Source organism: Jutongia huaianensis (assembly GCF_014384985.1).
In the GTDB taxonomy this organism is placed as follows: Bacteria; Bacillota; Clostridia; order Lachnospirales; family Lachnospiraceae; genus Jutongia; species Jutongia huaianensis.
The window spans coordinates 18,166-37,917 of the sequence record NZ_JACRSX010000001.1 but is presented as its reverse complement, the minus strand read 5'-3'; the positions used below and the strand labels follow the sequence as shown (position 1 = coordinate 37,917).

At 44.3% G+C, this 19,752-nt stretch carries 17 protein-coding genes and 1 pseudogene; 17 read left to right on the top strand and 1 reads right to left on the bottom strand.

Features of this window, described 5'->3' with window-relative positions; all coding sequences use genetic code 11:
• Positions 1 to 57 precede the first annotated feature (57 nt).
• From H8704_RS00175 to H8704_RS14475, 17 genes and pseudogenes are all read left to right on the top strand, one after another.
• On the top strand, positions 58 to 2,418 hold the full coding sequence (locus tag H8704_RS00175; RefSeq protein WP_249296841.1) for a protein kinase domain-containing protein: 2,361 nt from the start codon (positions 58 to 60) through the stop codon (positions 2,416 to 2,418).
• Between the two features lie 88 nt (positions 2,419 to 2,506).
• A complete protein-coding gene (locus tag H8704_RS00170) occupies positions 2,507 to 4,900 on the top strand; it encodes a DUF6273 domain-containing protein (RefSeq protein WP_249296839.1) in 2,394 nt (797 codons plus the stop codon).
• Between the two features lie 200 nt (positions 4,901 to 5,100).
• Positions 5,101 to 5,967 carry a phosphate ABC transporter permease PstA gene (gene pstA / locus H8704_RS00165; RefSeq protein ID WP_249296837.1) on the top strand — a complete coding sequence of 289 codons (867 nt, stop codon included), beginning with the start codon at positions 5,101 to 5,103 and terminating at the stop codon, positions 5,965 to 5,967.
• A gap of 84 nt (positions 5,968 to 6,051) precedes the next feature.
• A complete protein-coding gene (gene pstB, locus H8704_RS00160) occupies positions 6,052 to 6,858 on the top strand; it encodes a phosphate ABC transporter ATP-binding protein PstB (RefSeq protein WP_022463366.1) in 807 nt (268 codons plus the stop codon).
• Between the two features lie 85 nt (positions 6,859 to 6,943).
• On the top strand, positions 6,944 to 7,624 hold the full coding sequence (gene phoU / locus H8704_RS00155; protein WP_249296835.1) for a phosphate signaling complex protein PhoU: 681 nt from the start codon (positions 6,944 to 6,946) through the stop codon (positions 7,622 to 7,624).
• 14 nt (positions 7,625 to 7,638) lie between these two features.
• Positions 7,639 to 7,890: a hypothetical protein gene (locus tag H8704_RS00150; protein WP_249296833.1), complete on the top strand. Its 252-nt coding sequence runs from the start codon at positions 7,639 to 7,641 to the stop codon at positions 7,888 to 7,890.
• Between the two features lie 118 nt (positions 7,891 to 8,008).
• Complete coding sequence (locus tag H8704_RS00145) at positions 8,009 to 8,500, top strand: CehA/McbA family metallohydrolase domain-containing protein (RefSeq protein ID WP_249296831.1); 492 nt, start codon at positions 8,009 to 8,011, stop codon at positions 8,498 to 8,500.
• A gap of 24 nt (positions 8,501 to 8,524) precedes the next feature.
• Complete coding sequence (locus tag H8704_RS14340; protein WP_334299385.1) at positions 8,525 to 8,647, top strand: substrate-binding domain-containing protein; 123 nt, start codon at positions 8,525 to 8,527, stop codon at positions 8,645 to 8,647.
• A 326-nt stretch (positions 8,648 to 8,973) separates the two neighbouring features.
• Positions 8,974 to 10,650, top strand: a complete 1,677-nt coding sequence (locus tag H8704_RS00135; RefSeq protein WP_022463422.1) for a Na/Pi cotransporter family protein — start codon at positions 8,974 to 8,976, stop codon at positions 10,648 to 10,650.
• Between the two features lie 48 nt (positions 10,651 to 10,698).
• Complete coding sequence (locus tag H8704_RS00130; RefSeq protein WP_249296827.1) at positions 10,699 to 11,376, top strand: response regulator; 678 nt, start codon at positions 10,699 to 10,701, stop codon at positions 11,374 to 11,376.
• A gap of 20 nt (positions 11,377 to 11,396) precedes the next feature.
• Positions 11,397 to 12,737 carry a sensor histidine kinase gene (locus H8704_RS00125; protein ID WP_249296824.1) on the top strand — a complete coding sequence of 447 codons (1,341 nt, stop codon included), beginning with the start codon at positions 11,397 to 11,399 and terminating at the stop codon, positions 12,735 to 12,737.
• Positions 12,738 to 12,915: 178 nt separating this feature from the next.
• Positions 12,916 to 13,638: a 4Fe-4S binding protein gene (locus H8704_RS00120; RefSeq protein WP_118676571.1), complete on the top strand. Its 723-nt coding sequence runs from the start codon at positions 12,916 to 12,918 to the stop codon at positions 13,636 to 13,638.
• Positions 13,639 to 13,915: 277 nt separating this feature from the next.
• On the top strand, positions 13,916 to 14,719 hold the full coding sequence (gene spo0A / locus H8704_RS00115; protein ID WP_118676621.1) for a sporulation transcription factor Spo0A: 804 nt from the start codon (positions 13,916 to 13,918) through the stop codon (positions 14,717 to 14,719).
• Positions 14,720 to 14,876: 157 nt separating this feature from the next.
• Complete coding sequence (glgA, locus tag H8704_RS00110; protein WP_022463427.1) at positions 14,877 to 16,316, top strand: glycogen synthase GlgA; 1,440 nt, start codon at positions 14,877 to 14,879, stop codon at positions 16,314 to 16,316.
• Between the two features lie 16 nt (positions 16,317 to 16,332).
• Positions 16,333 to 17,109 carry a pseudouridine synthase gene (locus H8704_RS00105; protein WP_249297091.1) on the top strand — a complete coding sequence of 259 codons (777 nt, stop codon included), beginning with the start codon at positions 16,333 to 16,335 and terminating at the stop codon, positions 17,107 to 17,109.
• Between the two features lie 41 nt (positions 17,110 to 17,150).
• Entirely contained in the window at positions 17,151 to 18,236 is a 1,086-nt protein-coding gene (locus tag H8704_RS00100; protein ID WP_249296822.1) for an alpha/beta fold hydrolase, read from the top strand.
• A 104-nt stretch (positions 18,237 to 18,340) separates the two neighbouring features.
• A pseudogene (locus H8704_RS14475) lies at positions 18,341 to 18,720 on the top strand (AAA family ATPase); the annotation flags it as partial.
• A gap of 188 nt (positions 18,721 to 18,908) precedes the next feature.
• Here H8704_RS14475 and H8704_RS00090 read toward each other — a convergent pair.
• Positions 18,909 to 19,715, bottom strand: coding sequence for a helicase-related protein (locus H8704_RS00090; RefSeq protein ID WP_249296820.1), 807 nt, complete (start codon positions 19,713 to 19,715; stop codon positions 18,909 to 18,911).
• Positions 19,716 to 19,752: the final 37 nt, after the last annotated feature.

Here is a 19,752-nt window from a genome sequence, read left to right as displayed (position 1 = left end):
AATGCCGGATAAGAAGCGGCTTGAACGTAAACATAAGAGTAGAAAGGCAGAATAAAAATGGAGAAATTTAATCGTTGTTGGGCTTGTATGGAGCCCTTGGAGGAGGGGCAGAAAATATGTCCCAAATGCCAATATCAAAATGAATTATATTATGCCAATCCAAGATGCCTGAAACCGGGAACATTATTAAATAACCGGTTTTATGTTGGAATTGTATTAGGGGAAGGTGGATTTGGTGTTACCTATATTGGATGGGATACAATTCTTGATATGACAGTGGCAATTAAGGAGTACTTTCCGGCAAATGTGGCAAGCCGTGACTGCACTGCATCGCTGACCAATGATATCAATATTTTTGGAGGAAGATCTGAGCAGGAATACAAACTGGGGTTGGAACGTTATATTCGTGAGGCAAGGACATTGTCTAAATTTCATGATTTACATGGAATTGTAGATATTCGCGATTTCTTTCATGAAAATAATACGGCATACCTTGTGATGGAATATTTAAAGGGACCGACGCTAGAGGAACATATCAAACAATATGGACGTATGAAGCCGGAATATGTTTTTCAGATTATGAAGCCGGTTATGCGTTCATTGGAAAAGATTCATCAGGCGGGCATGGTACACCGCGATATCAGTCCGGATAATATTATGCTTTCGGATGGATGTATTAAACTGATTGATTTTGGTGCGGCCAGATTAGCCAATAATGATAATAATAAAAGTCTGACGGTTGTGTTGAAAAGAGGCTTTGCTCCGGAGGAGCAGTATCGTTCCAATGGAAAGCAGGGGCCATGGACGGATGTGTATGCGATCTGTGCAACGATTTATTATATGTTGACAGGAAAAAAGCCACCGGAATCTATTGAGAGGACTTATGAAGATACACTACAAAGCTTTGATGAATTAGAGATTCCTGTTGATAAAGAGAAAAGTGATGCTTTGATGAAGGGATTGGCACCAATTTATCAAAATCGTTATCAGAGCATTCGGGATTTGTGCAACGATCTGTACAGTGATTCGGAAATCCCACCATCACAGCAGTTTCGGAAGGATCAAGAACTGCTGGAGATCGTGGAGCAGGAGGAGTTAGAGGAAGAAAGCAAAAAGGAAGTACAGAAAGCAATAGAGGATTCGATTCGTATCCGGGAGGAGAAGAAGAACGAAAAGGAAATACCGGAGCTGATGGAATATGACCAAAGTGAATCTATTGCCATATGGAAGAATACAAAGGAACCCGACAATTTTGCATCGGCAAAGGAAGAACAGGTAAAGCCGCCTGTGGATATCAAACCGGAAGAACCGCCAAAGTCGGAAGAGGATTCTAAACCGGCGGAATTGCCAAAGCCAGAAGCAGATGTCAAACCGGAAGAACCGCCAAAGCCAGAAGCAGATGTCGAACCGGCGCAACTGCCAAAGCCAGAAGCAGACGTCAAACCGGAAAAACTGCCAAAGCCAGAAGCAGATGTCAAACCGGAAGAACCGCCAAAGCCAGAAGCAGATGTCGAACCGGCAGAATCCTCAAAGTATGTAGCAGTTTCAAAAGATATAGATCCATTGAAACCGGTGAATCCCAAAAAAGAGACAGATTCTCGGAAATCGGGATACTCTGGTGCCAAAGAAAATGACCGATCCCCGCGTAAAATTGTAATTACCATTGCCGCAATTCTTGGAGTGGTCATCATTGTAGTGGCGGGTCGTATGATTTATAAGGGCACGAGCCCGTCAAAGCCTGTACAAAATGAAACAAAAAAGGAGTCCTCTGTAGATCCATCCACCTCTGCAGATGCATTGTCAGAGACGGATAATACGGTACAGACGACAGAACCGGTTGAAGAGATAACGATGGTAGATGTAAAGAAGAAAACCCTCCAGGCAGCGAAAGCTGCAATTAACAGTCTGGAAGATCAGCAGCTTCAAGTGACTGCTTCACAGGAATATAGCGATAAGATAAAGAAAGGATGTGTCATTCGCCAAAGTATTTCTGCCGGAGAAAAATTTGAAAAAGGAACGAAAAGTGAGATTAAATTGGTTATCAGCAAGGGAAGCAAGCCGGTGGTAGTTCCTTCCGTCCTGAACATAGATAAGGAAAAAGCCATCAAGAAACTGCACAGGAAGGGACTGAAATATAAGATTTTGTCTTATCAGTATAGCAGCAGCTATAAGAAGGGCGCTGTGATGCAGCAGAAGATTGCTGCCGGAAAAACAGTGAAAAAAGGAAAAATGGTGGGACTGGTGATCAGCGATGGTGCCAAACCTGTGGCACAGACTTCGACATCTGCACAGTCCCAGACAAGGACGCAGACGAAATCCCCGACATCCTCTACAAGCAGATCAACGGGATCAAGTAAAAAGAAAAAAGATTACTCGAATCCAATTGTAAATGGAGGAAGAGCGAATCCGATTGAGTAAATGAGGATGAGTGAAAAAAACGGAAAGAGTTGCAGGAAAGGGATGTGATACAATAATAATCACATAGTAAAAAGAAAGGATGATGTATATGAAAAAGAAAACAGGACGCAGGATTCTGTCAGTATTTTTGGCAGTTTCCCTAATGATTACCAGTGTAATCTGTGGAACCTTTGCAGATTATTCTGCGACAGCACAAGCTGCAACACGGGATGAAGCCGTGGCGTGGGCAAATGCTCAGATTGGAAAGGGACTGGATTACGATGGAGCTTATGGAAATCAATGTGTAGATTTGATCAAGTATTATTATGATTATTTCGGTGTTGCAGGTTATGCTAAAGGAAATGCCAACGCATATATTACCAATGCGCTGCCGCCGGGATGGACCAGAGTATACGGAGATTATCAGCCGGGAGATATCGCCGTTTGGAAGGTGAACCACAGTTGCGGCACCTGCAATACGTCAGCATATGGTCATGTAGGAATTATTATATCAGCAGACAGTGTGGGATTTAATGCGGTTAATCAGAATTTCAACAATCAATCCTACTGTACACGAAACTGGTTTAATATTTCGGCATTAGCATGTGCTATTCGTCCGAGTTATACGAGTAATGTACCGGCACAGCCGGCAGTTCCTAATATTACCTTTGCCGACTTTAATCAAAATGGAGTCTGGGACACGAATGCGGAAATGTATGTTAAAGTAATGAATCCGGATAAACATACGGTTTCAACGGTAGGATGTTATCTTTATAATGCTAATGGAGACCTGATTAAGAATTATTCCGAAAATTGTGGTTTGTCTACGAGCTATGTGAACTATAATTGTAATCTGAATAATGATATGCAGATTACATTAACTCCGGGTACAACCTATTATTTTGAAATGTATGCCATTGTGGACGGACATGAATTTAAGGATTCCAGAAGGAGTTTCACTACTACAGGGCAGGCACCGGTGAAGGTAACACCAACTCCGATAGTAACACCAACTCCGACAGTTACGCCAACTCCGACAGTTACGCCAACTCCGACAGTAACACCGACTCCGGTGGTAACACCAACTCCGACAGTTACGCCAACTTCGACAGTTACGCCGACTCCGGTAGTAACACCAACTCCGACAGTAACACCAACTTCCCAGGGGAAGGTGACGCTGCCTCCACAGACTCAGGCTCCGGATAATCCTGGTAGTCAGCTTCCGGGTGATACACAGACAGACGGCAAATGGAATACCATTTATTTTGGAAGATATTGGCAAGATGATACTAATGGTGATGGAACTGCAGATAAAAAGGATGAAATGCAGCCAATTCAGTGGAGAATTCTGCGGCAGGATGGTAATTATGCATTGCTGTTAGCAGATAAGATTCTGGAATCGGGAAAGTATTACAAAGGTGAGGAGAGTTCCTGGGAAACTTCAGATTTAAGAAACTGGCTGAATTCTAATTTTTATGCGACGGCATTTAATGACAAGGAACAAAAAGCAATTCAGATACAGATATTGCAGAATGGAGATGGAAAAGATCCAATATTGTTGACAACGAATACAACAATGGACAAGGTATTTGTTCCATCCCATGATGATATGCTGCGTTCAGAATATGGATTTGGTAATGCTGCTTATAATGAGGCAGACAATGCCAGAATTGCTTCGAATACAAAATATACCGCAGGAAAACCGGGAATGTATTCCGGTACAGAATGCGCTGACGCATACTGGCTTCGTAATTCTTCTAATTCATTAAGCTCTGCGCAGGCTGTGATGACACAGGGAATATTAAGTCCTAGTATTTCGGTACAGACCATTTCAGGTGTAAGGCCTATGATTTATGTGGATTTATCGGATCAGTCTTTATGGAAGTCTGGTGCGCAGGTTCGGTCAGGTAAAATGGGAGAAGCCGGAAGTATTAATGGAATCACGAGTACCAGTGATGGGAATTTCACATTAAGCGACAATTATTATCCGTTTGGAAAGGTGTCAACAGGAGATAATAATGTTACTCCAAAACCGGACCAGCCGGCAACAGATACACCGGCACCGAAACAGCCGGGTGGTTCTCCAACGCCGTCCGCATCAGATGAAACGAAAACAAGTGCCACTCCATTACCGTCTGCGTCAGCCAAGGCGGCAAAAACGGAATACAGAGTCAACATAGATGATGATGACGATATAAGTGCACCGGCAAAACCGGGTAAAGTGAAAATAAAAAAAGTTTCTGCATTGAAAAATGGAAAAGTGAAACTTACATGGAAAAAGCCGGCAAGGGCTAAATGGTATATTATCCAGTATTCTACAAAGAGAAACTTTGCAGGGGCAAAGGTAGGAATGGTATATGGAAAGAAAACAACGCTTCGCCTTAAGAAGAACAGAACCTATTATATCCGTATCAGAGCATATGCCTATGGAAATAGTGCTAACAATAATCAGGCGGTCAATGGAAAATGGAGTCAGGTGAAAAAAGTAAAGACAAAAGGATAGGAAATGGGAGCAAAGTGGGCTCAATAACCACTTCACAGATATTTTACACAGATTTGACGTAAACAGGATAGCAGATTTTACTTCATAAATTTAAGATTAAGTCATCGTGAATAAAGCGATGGCTTTTTCTTATGTTATGGGAAATATTTTCGTTCCCTTGAATTGGCCATTTGCGAATTACAGAAAGGAAATGTAGGAAAATGAAGGTGAAATTAAAAACATATCTCCATCATCCAGGTTCTCTGGTGGTGCTGCTGCTGACAATCCTGTCGGCGGTGATCACGGTATTGGCACTGGGATCGCTGATTGTTTACATTCTGGTAAAGGGAGTGCCTCATCTGACACCGGAGCTGTTTGCCTGGACGTATAATTCAGACAATGTGTCTATGCTGCCGGCGTTGATCAACACATTGCTGTTGACGATCCTTGCAATTGTGGTGGCAGGACCGCTTGGAATCTTTGCAGCGATCTATATGGTGGAATATGCAAAGAAGGGAAATAAAATTGTCGGACTTGTCCGGGTGACGGCAGAGACGTTGTCAGGTATTCCGTCAATCGTATATGGATTGTTCGGAATGCTGTTCTTCTGTACAGCACTTCATATGGGATATTCACTGATATCCGGTGCGCTGACGGTGGCGATCATGGTATTGCCGACGATTATGAGAACCAGTGAGGAAGCACTTCTGGCAGTGCCGAAAAGCTACCGGGAAGGAAGTTTCGGACTGGGAGCCGGAAAGCTTCGGACGGTATTCCGGACGGTACTTCCATCGGCAGTACCGGGAATTCTTTCCGGTGTGATCCTTTCCATTGGGCGTATCGTGGGAGAGACTGCCGCATTGATCTTTACGGCAGGTACAGTGGCAGCAGTTCCTAAGGTAACTGCCGGAATCAAGGGCTTCTTCGGTTCATCGGTAAGAACCCTTTCCGTACATATGTACAACTTATCAAAGGAAGGTCTTCATACGGATCAGGCGTTTGCTACAGCAGTTGTATTGCTGGTATTTGTGATTGTCATCAATTTTATCTCTAACATTTTGGCCAACAAGCTGAAATCAAAGGTTTAATGAATGTGATCGACAGCATATTCTCTGCGTAAGCAGTTTTGATATAAAAAGAAAATCAGATTTATTTAGAAAAGAGGAAAAGTTATGGATTCAGTATATTCAAATGTTGTGGTTGAGGCATCGGAGCATCCGGTATCTGCGGCAACAAAGTTTCATGTTGAGAAGTTAAATCTTCATTATGGCAGCTTTCACGCATTGAAGGATATCAATATTGATATTCCTCAGAATCGTATTACCGCATTTATCGGACCGTCCGGCTGTGGTAAGAGTACCTTTTTGAAATCCTTAAACCGGATGAATGATCTGGTGGAAGGATGCCGGATCGAGGGAACGGTTATGCTGGGAAATGAAAATATTTATGGGGATATGGATGTGAATCATCTCCGGAAGAGAGTTGGAATGGTATTTCAGAATCCCAATCCATTTCCAATGAGCATTTATGACAATATTGCATATGGACCGAGAACCCACGGAATCCATTCAAGACAGAAGTTGGATGCTATTGTGGAGAAGTCCCTGCGTCAGGCGGCAATCTGGGATGAGTTAAAGGATCGTCTTAAAAAGTCGGCACTTGGCCTGTCCGGCGGACAGCAGCAACGTCTCTGCATTGCAAGAGCATTGGCAGTGGAACCGGAGGTTATTTTGATGGATGAGCCGACATCGGCACTGGATCCAATCTCTACCGCTCATATTGAGGAACTCGCACTGGAGCTGCAGAAGGATTACACTATTATTATGGTAACCCATAATATGCAGCAGGCAACTCGTATCTCCAGCAAGACGGCATTTTTTCTGCTGGGTGAGATGGTGGAATATAACGATACCGAGAAGCTGTTTTCTATGCCGGAGGATAAGCGGACAGAGGATTATATCACAGGACGTTTCGGATGATGGAGATTGTGGCGTATATGCCATAAAGATTTTAAAATAGCAGGTTATTGTTAATAAAGCAGTTCAAAAAAGAGGTGGCAGAGAAATGAGAACACATTTTGATAAACAGTTAAATAAATTAAATGATGAGCTGATCGAGATGGGAAGCATGATCGAAAAGGCGATTGAGCATACCATCAAGGCTCTGGTAACACAGGACATTGATCTGGCAAAATATGTCATTGATTCCGATGAGCAGATCAACCGTCAGGAAAGAGATATTGAGAGTCTTTGCCTGAAGCTTCTGTTGCAGCAGCAGCCGGTGGCAAGAGATCTCCGTCAGATTTCTTCCGCACTTAAAATGATCACGGATATGGAGCGGATCGGAGATCACGCATCCGATATTTCGGAGATCATCGTAACGCTTTTGAAGAGAGAGGAATCGTATATTAAGCATCTGGATCATATTCAGAGCATGGCAAAGGAGACTTCTGTAATGCTGGTGGGCAGTGTGGATGCATTTGTAAACCGCAATCAGCTTCAGGCAGCGGCCGTGATTGAGAAGGATGATGTGGTAGACGATCTGTTTCGCAAGGTTCAGTCGGAGCTTGTGCAGCTGATCCATGAAGATCCAAACTGTGGGGAGCAGGCGACGGATCTGTTGATGATCGCCAAATATTTTGAGAGGATCGGGGATCACGCAACCAATATTTCGGAATGGGTGATCTTTTCTCTGACAGGAGAGCACGTACATGGCAAGCTGATCCCGGAGGAGCAGACACAGTAGAAAAGGAGGTACTTATGATGAAAGCATATGAATGGATGTTAGATTATACAGATTGGCAGATAAAAACAGTGGGTGGCGTGTGGCTGCTGATGCATATTACACGCTGGCTCGCAATGGGATGTGTATTTGGTCTCCTTTTTTGCCTGACCACGGGAAGCAGTGATTATCAGAATACCGTGGGCGCTGCCGGTGCAGTCTTTGCGCTGCTGCCGGGAGCTGCTTTTGGTATGGCTGTATTGCTGGGAAATGAAAAGACAATAAAATAGTACTTTAGTGTGTAAATGAAACGCATAATTTTGTGGATATAGCAAAGTTTGCGGGCTTAGAAAGGAATACAGATTTCTATGAAAAAATTATCCAACGTCATACACAGAACATAATGTGGTGCATATCGGCTGGCCCGAAACAGATATTATGATCCTGCCGGGAGTGGAGATCACAACCTGTTTGGGACATTTTAACATTTTTGGCTGTACCGGTGCGCCGTCCCAGCTTTTGGATATTATGAAAGAAGCCAGGGAGGAGGATATCTGGAAAAAAATGAAATATAGCATCCGGGAATGTGAAAAAAATGGCTGGCTGTGGAGCATCAATCATCCGTTTTTACATATCTGGAAGTGGCTGTATTATGATCTTCCGTTAAAACATCTTCATCTGATGGAGATTGTGAATAATCCGACTTGCGGATATGCGCCTGAAGCAAATGACGAGGCAGTTTCGTTCCTGGATTATCTGTGGAAGCATGGATATGTTGTGTTTGGTCTGGGTGGAAGTGATTCCCACAATCTGGAAAGCGAGCGTTATGAGGGCGCGACAGAACCATCGATTCCCGGAGGGGCTGAAGGGTATGGCAGATATTTTAATTCCCTCTGTTGATGTGCTGGATCAGATTATGAAGTCATTGCCAGAGACGAGATCGCTGTGATCGTAAACGCAGACAATCCATTAAACGATATCACGATGGATCAGCTCGAAGCCATCTACACCGGCAAAACCACCGAATGGAAAGCCATTTACCGCTAAAGAATGAACCCGAAAACACCCATAATATTTCTTATGTCTTTAAAGTAGTGTAGTGATTTTTCTTCGAAATCCGTAAGTGACAAGACAATTTTTCGATCATTGTCCACGGATATTCAATTATTTCAAGGAAAAATCAGATCCACAGTTGTCAAATATAAGAAATATTATGGGTGTCCTCCTAAGTAAAAACGTGGTGAAAAGGAAGTAAAATTTTTTACTTACATTTTACATAACCCCCATATAAGCTTTACAAGTGCTTGTTATGATGATTAAGAAGTAAAAAAGAAGAGTTGATAAAAGCACGTAAAGAAGATGGAGGAAAATTTATGAATAGTTCGGTTCAGATCGCATTTGGACTATTGGGAGGGTTGGCATTATTCCTGTTTGGAATGAACATGATGAGCGAGTGTCTGCAGAAGGCAGCAGGCGAGAAAATGAAATCAATTCTGGCACTTTTGACAAAAAATCCGATACTTGGAGTTTTGGCAGGCGCATTGACCACAGCGGTTTTACAGAGCAGCAGTGCGACAACTGTTATGACGATTGGATTCGTCAGCGCAGGTCTGATGAATCTGCCACAGGCAATTTCTATTATATTAGGTGCTAATATCGGCACCACCATGACAGCACAGATCATTGCATTTAAGATCAGTGATTATATTTATGTGCTGATTTTTGCCGGATTTATTGTTTCTTTCTTATGTAAATCCGAGAAGGTGAAAAACATCGGACAGACCGTTTTTGCATTTGGTGTTCTTTTCTTAGGGATTGAGACTATGGGAGATGTAATGAAGCCGCTGGCCGGAAGTCCGGTCTTTACGGCAATGATCGCAAAGGTGGCTGATATCCCGATCCTGGGCGTCTGTGTGGGAACATTAATGACACTTGTTGTACAGAGCAGTTCTGCGACCATTGCGGTTTTACAGAATTTTGCAGAGCAGGCAGGACCAAACGGAGCAAGTATCCTTGGCCTGGCAGGAGCGATTCCGATCCTGTTAGGTGACAATATTGGTACAACGATCACGGCATTACTGGCAAGTCTCGGACAGAGCAGGGATGCCAAGCGTACAGCTCTGGCACATTGTATGTTTAATATCAGCGGAAGCATGATCTTTATCTGGTTTATCCATCCGTATGCAAAGCTGATACAGTATATTTCCCCGAAGGGACCGGAGGTGGAGGTGATCTCCAGGCAGATTGCCAATGCCCATACAGGGTTTAACCTGATCATGACTATTTTATGGCTGCCACTGATCTGGCTTCTGGTAAAGATCGTAATGTTTATTATACCGGGAGATCAGAAAGAGAAAGAGGCATCACAGCCAATGTATCTTGATAATAATCTGATCAACCAGCCGACAGCAGCACTTCGTCTTGTTTCCCAGGAAGTGATCCGGCTGAGTGGCATTGTGAAAGAAATTATCACGGGGATAGCGGAGGTATCTTCTCTTAAAGACAGAGAATATAAGGAGAAGCTGCAGCAGAAGATTCAGACGGTTCAGAGTCTGGATGACAGAATCACGGAGTATCTGGCCAATCTGTTTTCTGCAGGTGTGTTGACGGAGGAGCAGGCAACCCAGACTGCAGGGATTATGTATGTACTCAGTGACGTAAACCGGATCTCGCTGCTTTGCGGTGATATTTTATCGGTCTTTTCGGAAGAAGCACAGAAAACGAAAAAGTCCGTACTTTCCAAGGATGCGGCAAGGGATCTGGAAAAGAGCCTGAAGCTGATCGGAGATATGTATGACGCTTCTTTGAAGGTTATGGAGACCGGAGATAAGGATAAGGCGGCAAAGATCATTAAGAAGAGAGACAAGGTGCTGGAGCTGGATCTAAAGCTTCGCAAAGATCATATGAAGCGTGTCAGCACCGGTAAATGTAAGGCTGCATTGACGTCTTCATTCAATAAGATTCTTCACAGCATTGACCGTATAGGAAACAGCTGTGTGAATATTGCAGATGCTGTCATGGAATCGGTGGATTTCGGGTATTTTAATTGATGTGGTTGTATGGTACAATTACTCCAAAATCAGGAAGGCGGGATAATTATGGCTTTGATTTATATTGTAGAGGATGACAAAAATATCAGTGAGATTGAGAGCTTTTCATTAAAAAATGCGGGTCACGAGACCAAAGAATTTGCTGATGGAAAGTCTTTTTCCAGAGAGCTTATGGAAAAAAAGCCGGATCTGATCCTGTTAGATGTTATGCTGCCGGATGAGGATGGTCTGACGATTTTAAAAAAGCTTCGGGAGAGACGGGAGACACGGAAAATACCTGTCATTATGGTGACGGCAAAAACCACGGAGCTTGATAAGGTCAAGGGGCTGGACAATGGAGCTGATGATTATATGACAAAGCCGTTTGGTGTGATGGAGCTTGTTTCCCGTGTGAAGGCACTGCTTCGCCGTGTGGGAGATCAGGATTCGGAGAAAATTATGCGGATCGGGGATCTGGTGATTGATGATGAAAAGAGAAAGGTATTTGTGGAAGACAAGCCGGTAGAGCTGACCTATAAGGAGTATGAGCTGCTTCATTATCTTGCCCAGAATCAGGAGATCGTACTTCCGAGAGACAGCATTATGGAGCATATCTGGCATGCAAACTGTGAGATTGAGTCCCGTACACTGGATGTGCATATTAAAACACTGCGTCATAAGCTGGGAGATGCCGGAAAGTATATTAAGACAGTCCGTAATGTGGGATATTGCATGAATCTGGTTTAACAAATGGAGGAGGGCTGAGGATGAAACGGCGGATCAATTTTATGTGTATCATATTAACAGTTATCACCATATTGGAGACAGTGGCACTTTCTGCCACTGTCTTTTATGGGATTTTGACCAAGGAAGTGATCGAGGATCTGAAAAACTCTGCCGATGTGATGATCGAGTCAGATGCATGGAATATTGTCTCGGATCCGGATCATGCAGATATGAGAGAAATTCCCAAAAGGATCCGGATCACGCTGGTGGGACCGGATGGCCAGGCAATCTGTGACAATTATGCAGATGTTAAGGATATGGGAAATCATAAAAACCGTCCGGAGATCAAGGCTGCATTTGCAGATGGGGAGGGAAAGGCTGTCCGTAATTCCCAGACTATGGGGAAAAGCGCATTTTATTATGCTGTCCGTCTGGACAATGGAGATGTACTTCGTATTTCCAAGGAAGTAAGCAGTATGACAGGCATTCTGATCAGTACGGTGCCAAGACTTGTGGCTCTCAGTATCCTTTTGTTTGCAGCATGCGTTTGGTTGTCCCATGCATTGACAAAGAGTATCGTAAAGCCTATCGAGGAGCTGGCACAGAATCTGGATGGGCCGGCCATGTATCATGTATATGAGGAGCTGGAGCCATATGTCACAACCATACGAACCCAGCATGAGGACATTATCCGAAATGCCAATATGCGTCAGGAATTTACTGCCAATGTTTCCCATGAGCTGAAAACACCGTTGACGTCGATCTCCGGTTATTCGGAACTTATTGAAAACGGTATTGCCACCGGGGATGATGTACAACGCTTTGCAAAAGAGATTCACAAAAGTTCTAATCGTCTGCTGGCACTGATCAATGATATTATTCGTCTGTCTGAGCTGGATGTGACCACGGAGGATATCATGGAGGAACTGGATATCAGCGAGATGGCAGCCAATAGCGTAGAAATGCTTCAGATGGCAGCCGAGAAACATCAGGTCCGCATTTCCTTCTCCGGGGAAAAACAGATGGTTATGGCAAACCGGCAGATGATGGATGAGTTGATCTACAATCTCTGTGACAATGCGATCCGTTATAACAATCCGGGAGGCAGAGTGGATGTTTCGGTGTACCGTGAGGTTGACCGGACTGTGCTGGAGGTTAAGGATAACGGCATTGGTATTTCGGAGAAGGATCAGGAGAGGATATTTGAACGATTTTACCGGGTGGACAAGAGCCGTTCCAAGTCTACGGGAGGTACCGGTCTGGGGCTCGCGATCGTGAAGCATATCATCGCACTGCATGATAATGTGCGTCTGGAGCTTCGCAGTAAGCTGGGCGAGGGAACCACAGTGTATGTTTATTTCTGTGAGACAAATGTAGAATGATGAGATATAAGGATTTCTTTTTTGATTTTGTTGTTTTAACAACGGAAATTTCCTTCGATTTTGCGTAAGATAGTGTCAGTTCAAAAAATATTATTTCGGGATCAGACGTAGCGGGCAGCAGTTTGGCCAGTGTCAATTTCGAAATGATTTGTCTGCAAAAGAAATGGAGGATTTTAAGATGATACGTCAGGTCATAAAGATTGATGAAGAGAAATGTAACGGTTGTGGTTTATGTGTCAACGCCTGTCATGAAGGGGCGATCGGTCTGGTTCATGGAAAGGCAAAACTGATGCGGGATGATTATTGTGACGGGCTTGGGGACTGCCTGCCATCCTGCCCGACAGGAGCCATCTCCTTTGAACAGAGAGAGGCAGCGGATTATGATGAGGCGGCAGTGATGAAAGCAAAAGCGGAGAAGGCTGCCAAAGAGAGGCAGATGCAGGAAAAGGCAATGGCAGGAGGATGTCCGGGCAGCCGGATGATGCAGTTTCAGCGTCCGGCTGCTCCTGCAGCAGTGACAGAGGGCAGTGGGCAGGCAGTCAGCGAGCTTCGCCAGTGGCCGGTTCAGATCAAGCTGGCTCCGGTCAATGCACCTTATTTTCAGGGGGCAGATCTTCTGATCGCAGCCGACTGTACGGCATATGCCTATGCGTCTTTCCATCAGGATTTTATCCGGGGAAAAGTAACATTGGTGGGATGTCCGAAGTTAGATGATGTGGATTACAGCGAAAAGCTCACGGAGATCCTTCGTCAAAACGATATCCAAAATGTGCTGATCGTACGGATGGAGGTTCCATGCTGTGGCGGCTTGGAGCATGCAGTAAAGACGGCATTGCAAAACAGCGGCAAGATGATTCCATGGCAGGTAAAGGTAATCTCTACGGATGGAAGGCTTCTTTAAATAAATACCGGATCGATCTGTGAACAGGAATGGATCAAAACGGTCCGGCAAAGAGTGGGCGCAGGATTGGAGAAGAAAACGGCGGAAATTTGTATTTCCGCCGTTTTTTCGTCGAAATATGCAGTTGCGTTTAGCTTGCGGATACTCTTTGCAATGACCTAAAATAGTGGGAAAGGAGACCGAAAACAGCGGAAATGGAAACAGGTCAGATCACGGAAAATGTGTTGAAGATGCGTTGTACCGGAAATGGGACAGCACAAGGAAAAGGGGAAAGGATATGGAAGCAATCAAGGTTTTAGTTGTAGATGATAACAAGCGGATCGTGACGATACTGAAGGAGGCACTGGAGCGGGAAAGTGATATGGAGGTAGTGGGAACGGCTTCGGATGGAGAGGAGGCACTTCATAAGATATCGACACTGAGACCGGATGTGGTGCTGCTGGACCTGATCATGCCTAAGGTGGACGGTCTGGGAGTGATGGAGCGGATGAAAAAGGGAGCTCCTACTATGTCGCCGGAATTTGTAGTGGTATCAGCAGTGAGCCAGGAGCGGGTGACGGAAAATGCGTTTCGGCTGGGAGCGGCTTATTATATTCTCAAGCCTTTTGATACGCGGGTAGTGGTATCGAGAGTGCGTGCAGTGGGACAAAATGAAAAAAACATGGCGGACGGGGAACAGCGGGTCATTAATACGGTTTTTGAGAATAAACACAGACGCATGGCAGATACACTGGAGTCGGATGTTACGGACGTGATCCACGAGATCGGTGTTCCGGCACACATTAAAGGATATCAGTATCTTCGGGATGCAATTATTATGTCCGTCAATGATAACGAAATGCTGGGAGCCATCACAAAGGTGCTGTATCCTACGATCGCACGGAATTATAAAACCACCTCCAGCCGGGTGGAACGCGCGATCCGGCATGCGATCGAGGTTGCGTGGAGCCGTGGCAGAATGGAGACCATTGAGGAGTTATTTGGCTATACGGTCAATTCCGGTAAAGGAAAGCCAACCAACTCGGAGTTTATTGCACTGATCGCAGATAAGATCCGGTTAGAATATAAGCTTCGTGCCTGAGAGGGATTCTTATATGACGGACGCAAAATACGCAACTTTTCATAAAAAACACTTTTCACAAGCTGCGAAATAAGGTATAATTAATACAATAGGTGCGCGGACACAGAGAAAGATCCGTGGCATACATTGGAGTTTACAAACTGAATGGAGGGTGTATATGAAAAACATATTATTCGTGGCTTCCGAGTGTGTTCCATTTGTGAAAACCGGAGGACTGGCAGACGTTGTGGGGTCGCTGCCAAAGTACTTTAACAAGAAAGAGTATGATGTGCGTGTTATGATTCCGAAGTACGCATGTATTCCACAGGAGTGGAAGGACAAAATGCAGTACAAGACGCATTTTTATATGGATCTGGCCTGGAGAAGCCAGTATGTTGGTATTTTAGAGATGGAGTATGAGGGAGTTCATTTCTATTTTATTGACAATGAGTTCTATTTTGCAGGTTTCCACCCATATGGCAATATTTATGAGGATATTGAGAAGTTTGCATTTTTCTGTAAGGCAGCATTATCAGCAATGCCTTCTTTGGATTTCAGACCGGATATCATTCACTGTCATGACTGGCAGACAGGTCTGATCCCAGTATATATCAAGGATAGTTTTAACGATAATTCATTCTACCATGGTATCAAGACTATTATGACCATACATAATCTGAAGTTTCAGGGTATCTGGGATAAGCAGAAGGTGATCGACATCACAGGATTGAATGAGTACTATTTCACCAGTGATAAGCTGGAGGCATATGGAGATGCCAATTATCTCAAGGGTGGTATCGTATATGCTGACATGGTAACGACAGTCAGTGATTCTTACGCAGAGGAGATCAAGATGCCATTTTACGGTGAGCATCTGGACGGTCTGATGCGTGCCCGCAGCAACTGCCTGCGTGGTATTGTAAACGGTCTTGATTATGATGAGTACAATCCGGAGACAGATCCTCTGATCTACGCAAATTACAATGCAAAGACATTCCGTAAGGAGAAGATCAAAAATAAGAGAGGTCTTCAGAAGGAGCTGGGGCTTGATCAGAATGACAAGACATTTATGATCGGTATTGTTTCCAGACTGACAGATCAGAAGGGCTTTGACCTGATCGATTATGTGATTGAGGAGATTTGTGCCGAGGATACACAGCTTGTAGTTCTCGGTACCGGTGAGGAGCGTTATGAAAATCTGTTCCGTCACTTCGAGTGGAAATATCATGGAAGAGTTTCTGCGAATATTTTCTACTCCAATGAGCGTTCCCACAAGATTTATGCGGCGTGTGATGCATTTCTGATGCCATCTCTCTTTGAGCCGTGTGGATTGAGTCAGTTGATGAGTCTTCGTTATGGTACGGTGCCGATTGTCCGCGAGACCGGCGGCTTGAAGGATACGGTGGAGCCGTACAATGAATATGAGGGAAAAGGAACAGGATTCTCTTTTGCAAATTACAATGCACATGAGATGCTGGCAACTATCCGTTATGCAAAGGATGTATATTATAATCGCAAGAGAGAGTGGAATAAGATCATTGACCGTGGCATGGCAATGGATTTCTCTTGGAATCATTCTGCCAAGAAGTACGAAGATATGTACAACGAATTAATATAGTATTAAGAGAGGAAACATTGTGCGGTTAGATAAATATTTGGCACAGATGTCCATGGGAACACGGTCTGAGGTGAAGAAATTCATCAAATCAGGCCGTGTTTTTGTCAATGGAGCTCCGGCATCGGGACCGGAGCAGAAGGTGACAGAAGAGGACAATGTGGAGTTGGACGGAGAGAAGGTCTCTTATGAAAAATATGTATATTATATGTTGAATAAACCACAGGGCGTTGTATCGGCCACAAAGGACAACACCTGCCGGACGGTACTGTCCCTGATCACGGACAGCAGCAAAAAGGATATCTTTCCGGTCGGCAGACTGGACAAGGATACGGAAGGACTGCTTTTGATCACTAATGACGGAGCATTATCCCATGAGCTGCTGGCACCGGGAAAGCATGTGTGGAAGACATATTTTGTCCGTGTTATGGGTACATTAGGGGATAATGAGGTGGAATGTCTGGAAAAGGGCGTGGATATCGGAGAGGACAAGCTGACGCGGCCGGCAAAGGTGCGCTGTCTGGATAAAAAGGAGCTTGATATGGTCCCGGAGGATCCAGGCTATCCGGGAGAGGACGAGTCTTGTCTGGAGCTTTCCATCTGTGAAGGAAAATTTCACCAGGTTAAAAGAATGCTGGCAGCCGTGGGCCATCCGGTGCTTTATCTGAAACGTCTGAGCCTGGGAGGGATTGTGCTTGATCCGGGTCTGGCACCGGGCGAATACCGCAGGCTCACGCAGGAGGAGATCGCAGCGTTGAAATGCAGATCAAAGGATATTGCCGGAAAATGTGAGTGAAAGGCATGGCGATTGATACATTCATAGAGGAGTGGATGCATATGAATCAAAAAAGATGTACGAAAAAATGGACAGCAGCAAAGAGAAGACGACAGAGTATGACAGTTTCTGAAAGCCGGTATCGTGCAGATAAAACAGAGCGGCCGGGGGGGATTCGTCGCAAATATTTTGTAATCGCCTCGGCACAGGATGGGATGCCGTTAGAGGGAATGATGGTGATTCCATCCCGTCCCAGAGCTGTATTGCAGATAGCCCATGGCATGTGTGAGCATAAGGAGAGATACCTGCCGTTTATGAGATATATGGCAGAGAGAGGATATCTTTGTGTGATCCATGATCACCGGGGGCATGGTGCGAGCCGCAGGGAAGCAGTTTCGACCGATGCGGATAAAGTATTAGGAAAGAAGCAGGATATTCCGGCAGGGCTTGGATATTTTGGCAAGGACGGAGGCAGATTTCTGGTAAGAGATCTGCACCAGATCACGCGGATCATCAAGAAGCAATACCCGGGTCTGCCATATTTTATGATGGGACACAGCATGGGATCACTGGCGGTACGCTGTTATCTGAAAAAGTATGACCGGGAGTTAGATGGGCTGATCGTCTGTGGCTGTCCGGGCAAAAATCCAATGGCACCTCTTGGTTCTGCATTGATACAGATGCTTCAGAAAATGAAGGATCCCCACAGCAGGAGTATATTGGCAGACGGGATCTTTGCCAATATGTTTGATCGTCCGTTCCGGGCAGAAAAGCTGATCCACGCCTGGATCTGTTCCGATCACACGGTGGTGGAGAAGTACAATAAAGATCCCCTTTGCAACTTTACCTTTACGCTGAATGGGTACGAATCCCTGTTATGGCTGATGCGGAGCACCTATGATAGAAAGGGATGGGAGGTACGAAATCCAAATCTGCCGATCCTTTTTGTATCGGGAGAGGATGATCCATGTCTCGGAGGCCGCAAAAAACTTTTGCAGGCAGTACGGCATTTGAAGAGGCGTGGCTATGATCGTGTTTCTTTCCGTCTGTATCCGGGCATGCGTCATGAGATCTTGAATGAAAAGGGACGTTTCCGGGTGTATCACGATATTGCGTATTTTTCCCGGGTGAAAAAAGAGGATATGTGACGGTTTGTGTTATGGTTTGGCTTGTAACCTGAAGAAAATATCGTTATAATGAAAGCAAAAGTGTATGGTGGTTGCACAGTCCTAAAATGAAAGCAGGTGATTGTATGAGAAAGACAATCAGTATAGGAATACAGGGATTTTCTGCTTTGAGAGAGCAAGATTGTTTTTTGTAGATAAGACAAATTTTATAAAGGAATGGTGGGAAAACCGGGATGTTGTAACATTGATCACACGTCCGAGGCGTTTTGGTAAGACGTTAAATATGAGTATGCTGGACTGCTTCTTTTCTAATAAATATGCGAACCGGGCAGATCTGTTTGAAGGACTTTCTATCTGGCAGGACGAGGAGTATCGGAAACTGTAGGGAACATATCCGGTGATCTTTTTGAGTTTTGCTGCTGTGAAAGCCGGCAATCTGAAGGATGCCAAAACCCAGATCAAGCAGGAGATTGCAAGGCTGTATGAAGAAAACAGATATTTGTTAATTTCGTTGCTCGCAATATCATGATCTAAATTTTGAGAATGACGAGCTTTTTCTAAAATTTGCAGGTATGTCCGTTCTTGACCCAGACGATGATCGACATCTTGTTTGCGGATTTTATGTATGAAAAGTGTAATGCCTTCATATCTCGCATCAGTCGGTACCCGAAGCCGTCCGAGCATTTGTAAAAATTACTCGGAGTTATAAGATCTGATGAAGATTTGATTGACATTGGGATCTTTAATGGACACACCTACATCCAAAACTGCAGTGGCAATCAAGACGTCAGAATCGAAACGGCTTTTTTCGGATATCGTTCGAATCGTTTTTGCTTGCTCCTCAAGCTCCTTGTTATCGGCGGTTAAAAAAATGGCTCTCACTTTTTTCGCTTGAAGCTTCTGTAAGATTTTTTCCCCAGTTTCTTTTGAACTTACGAAAATCAGACTTTTTTTCTTTTTTTCTTTCTTGTTTTTCTCACATAAAGTTACAATTTCAGCATTCTTTGTGACGTATTTGACGCACAGAGAGGAATAATCAGGTTCTGCATGATAACGTATCGCTGATTTGGAACCGGATATATTAATCTGCATGCTATTAGGATGAATGACCCTGTCGACGGATAGTTCCAAGTGATCTTTCATATAATGAAAAATTGAATCAATCGTTGCACTCAATAATATTTTCGGACTTTTTTGTTGTGTGATCCAATCGTAGGAAAGTGCAACTTCATCAATTGCATATGTGGAATCCGTCAGAAAAAAATGCGCCTCATCGCAGACAATCACATCAAAATGTGGTAGGAGCTGGTGGACGCATAATTTTGCCAGACGATGATATGTCCAAACGGTTATGGAGTCTAAAGTTTCATCTGAACGGGAATAATCGCTAAGGGCGGCATCCAGAATCTCCTCTCTGAGTTGCGATTCCAGAATAGTATGTGAAACGAGGTATAAAATTTGTCCGCCCATTTTCTGGATATATGGTAAAACTGTGCGCAAGATGTAAAATCCTCCTTTTGTGCTAGGTTAACAGTTA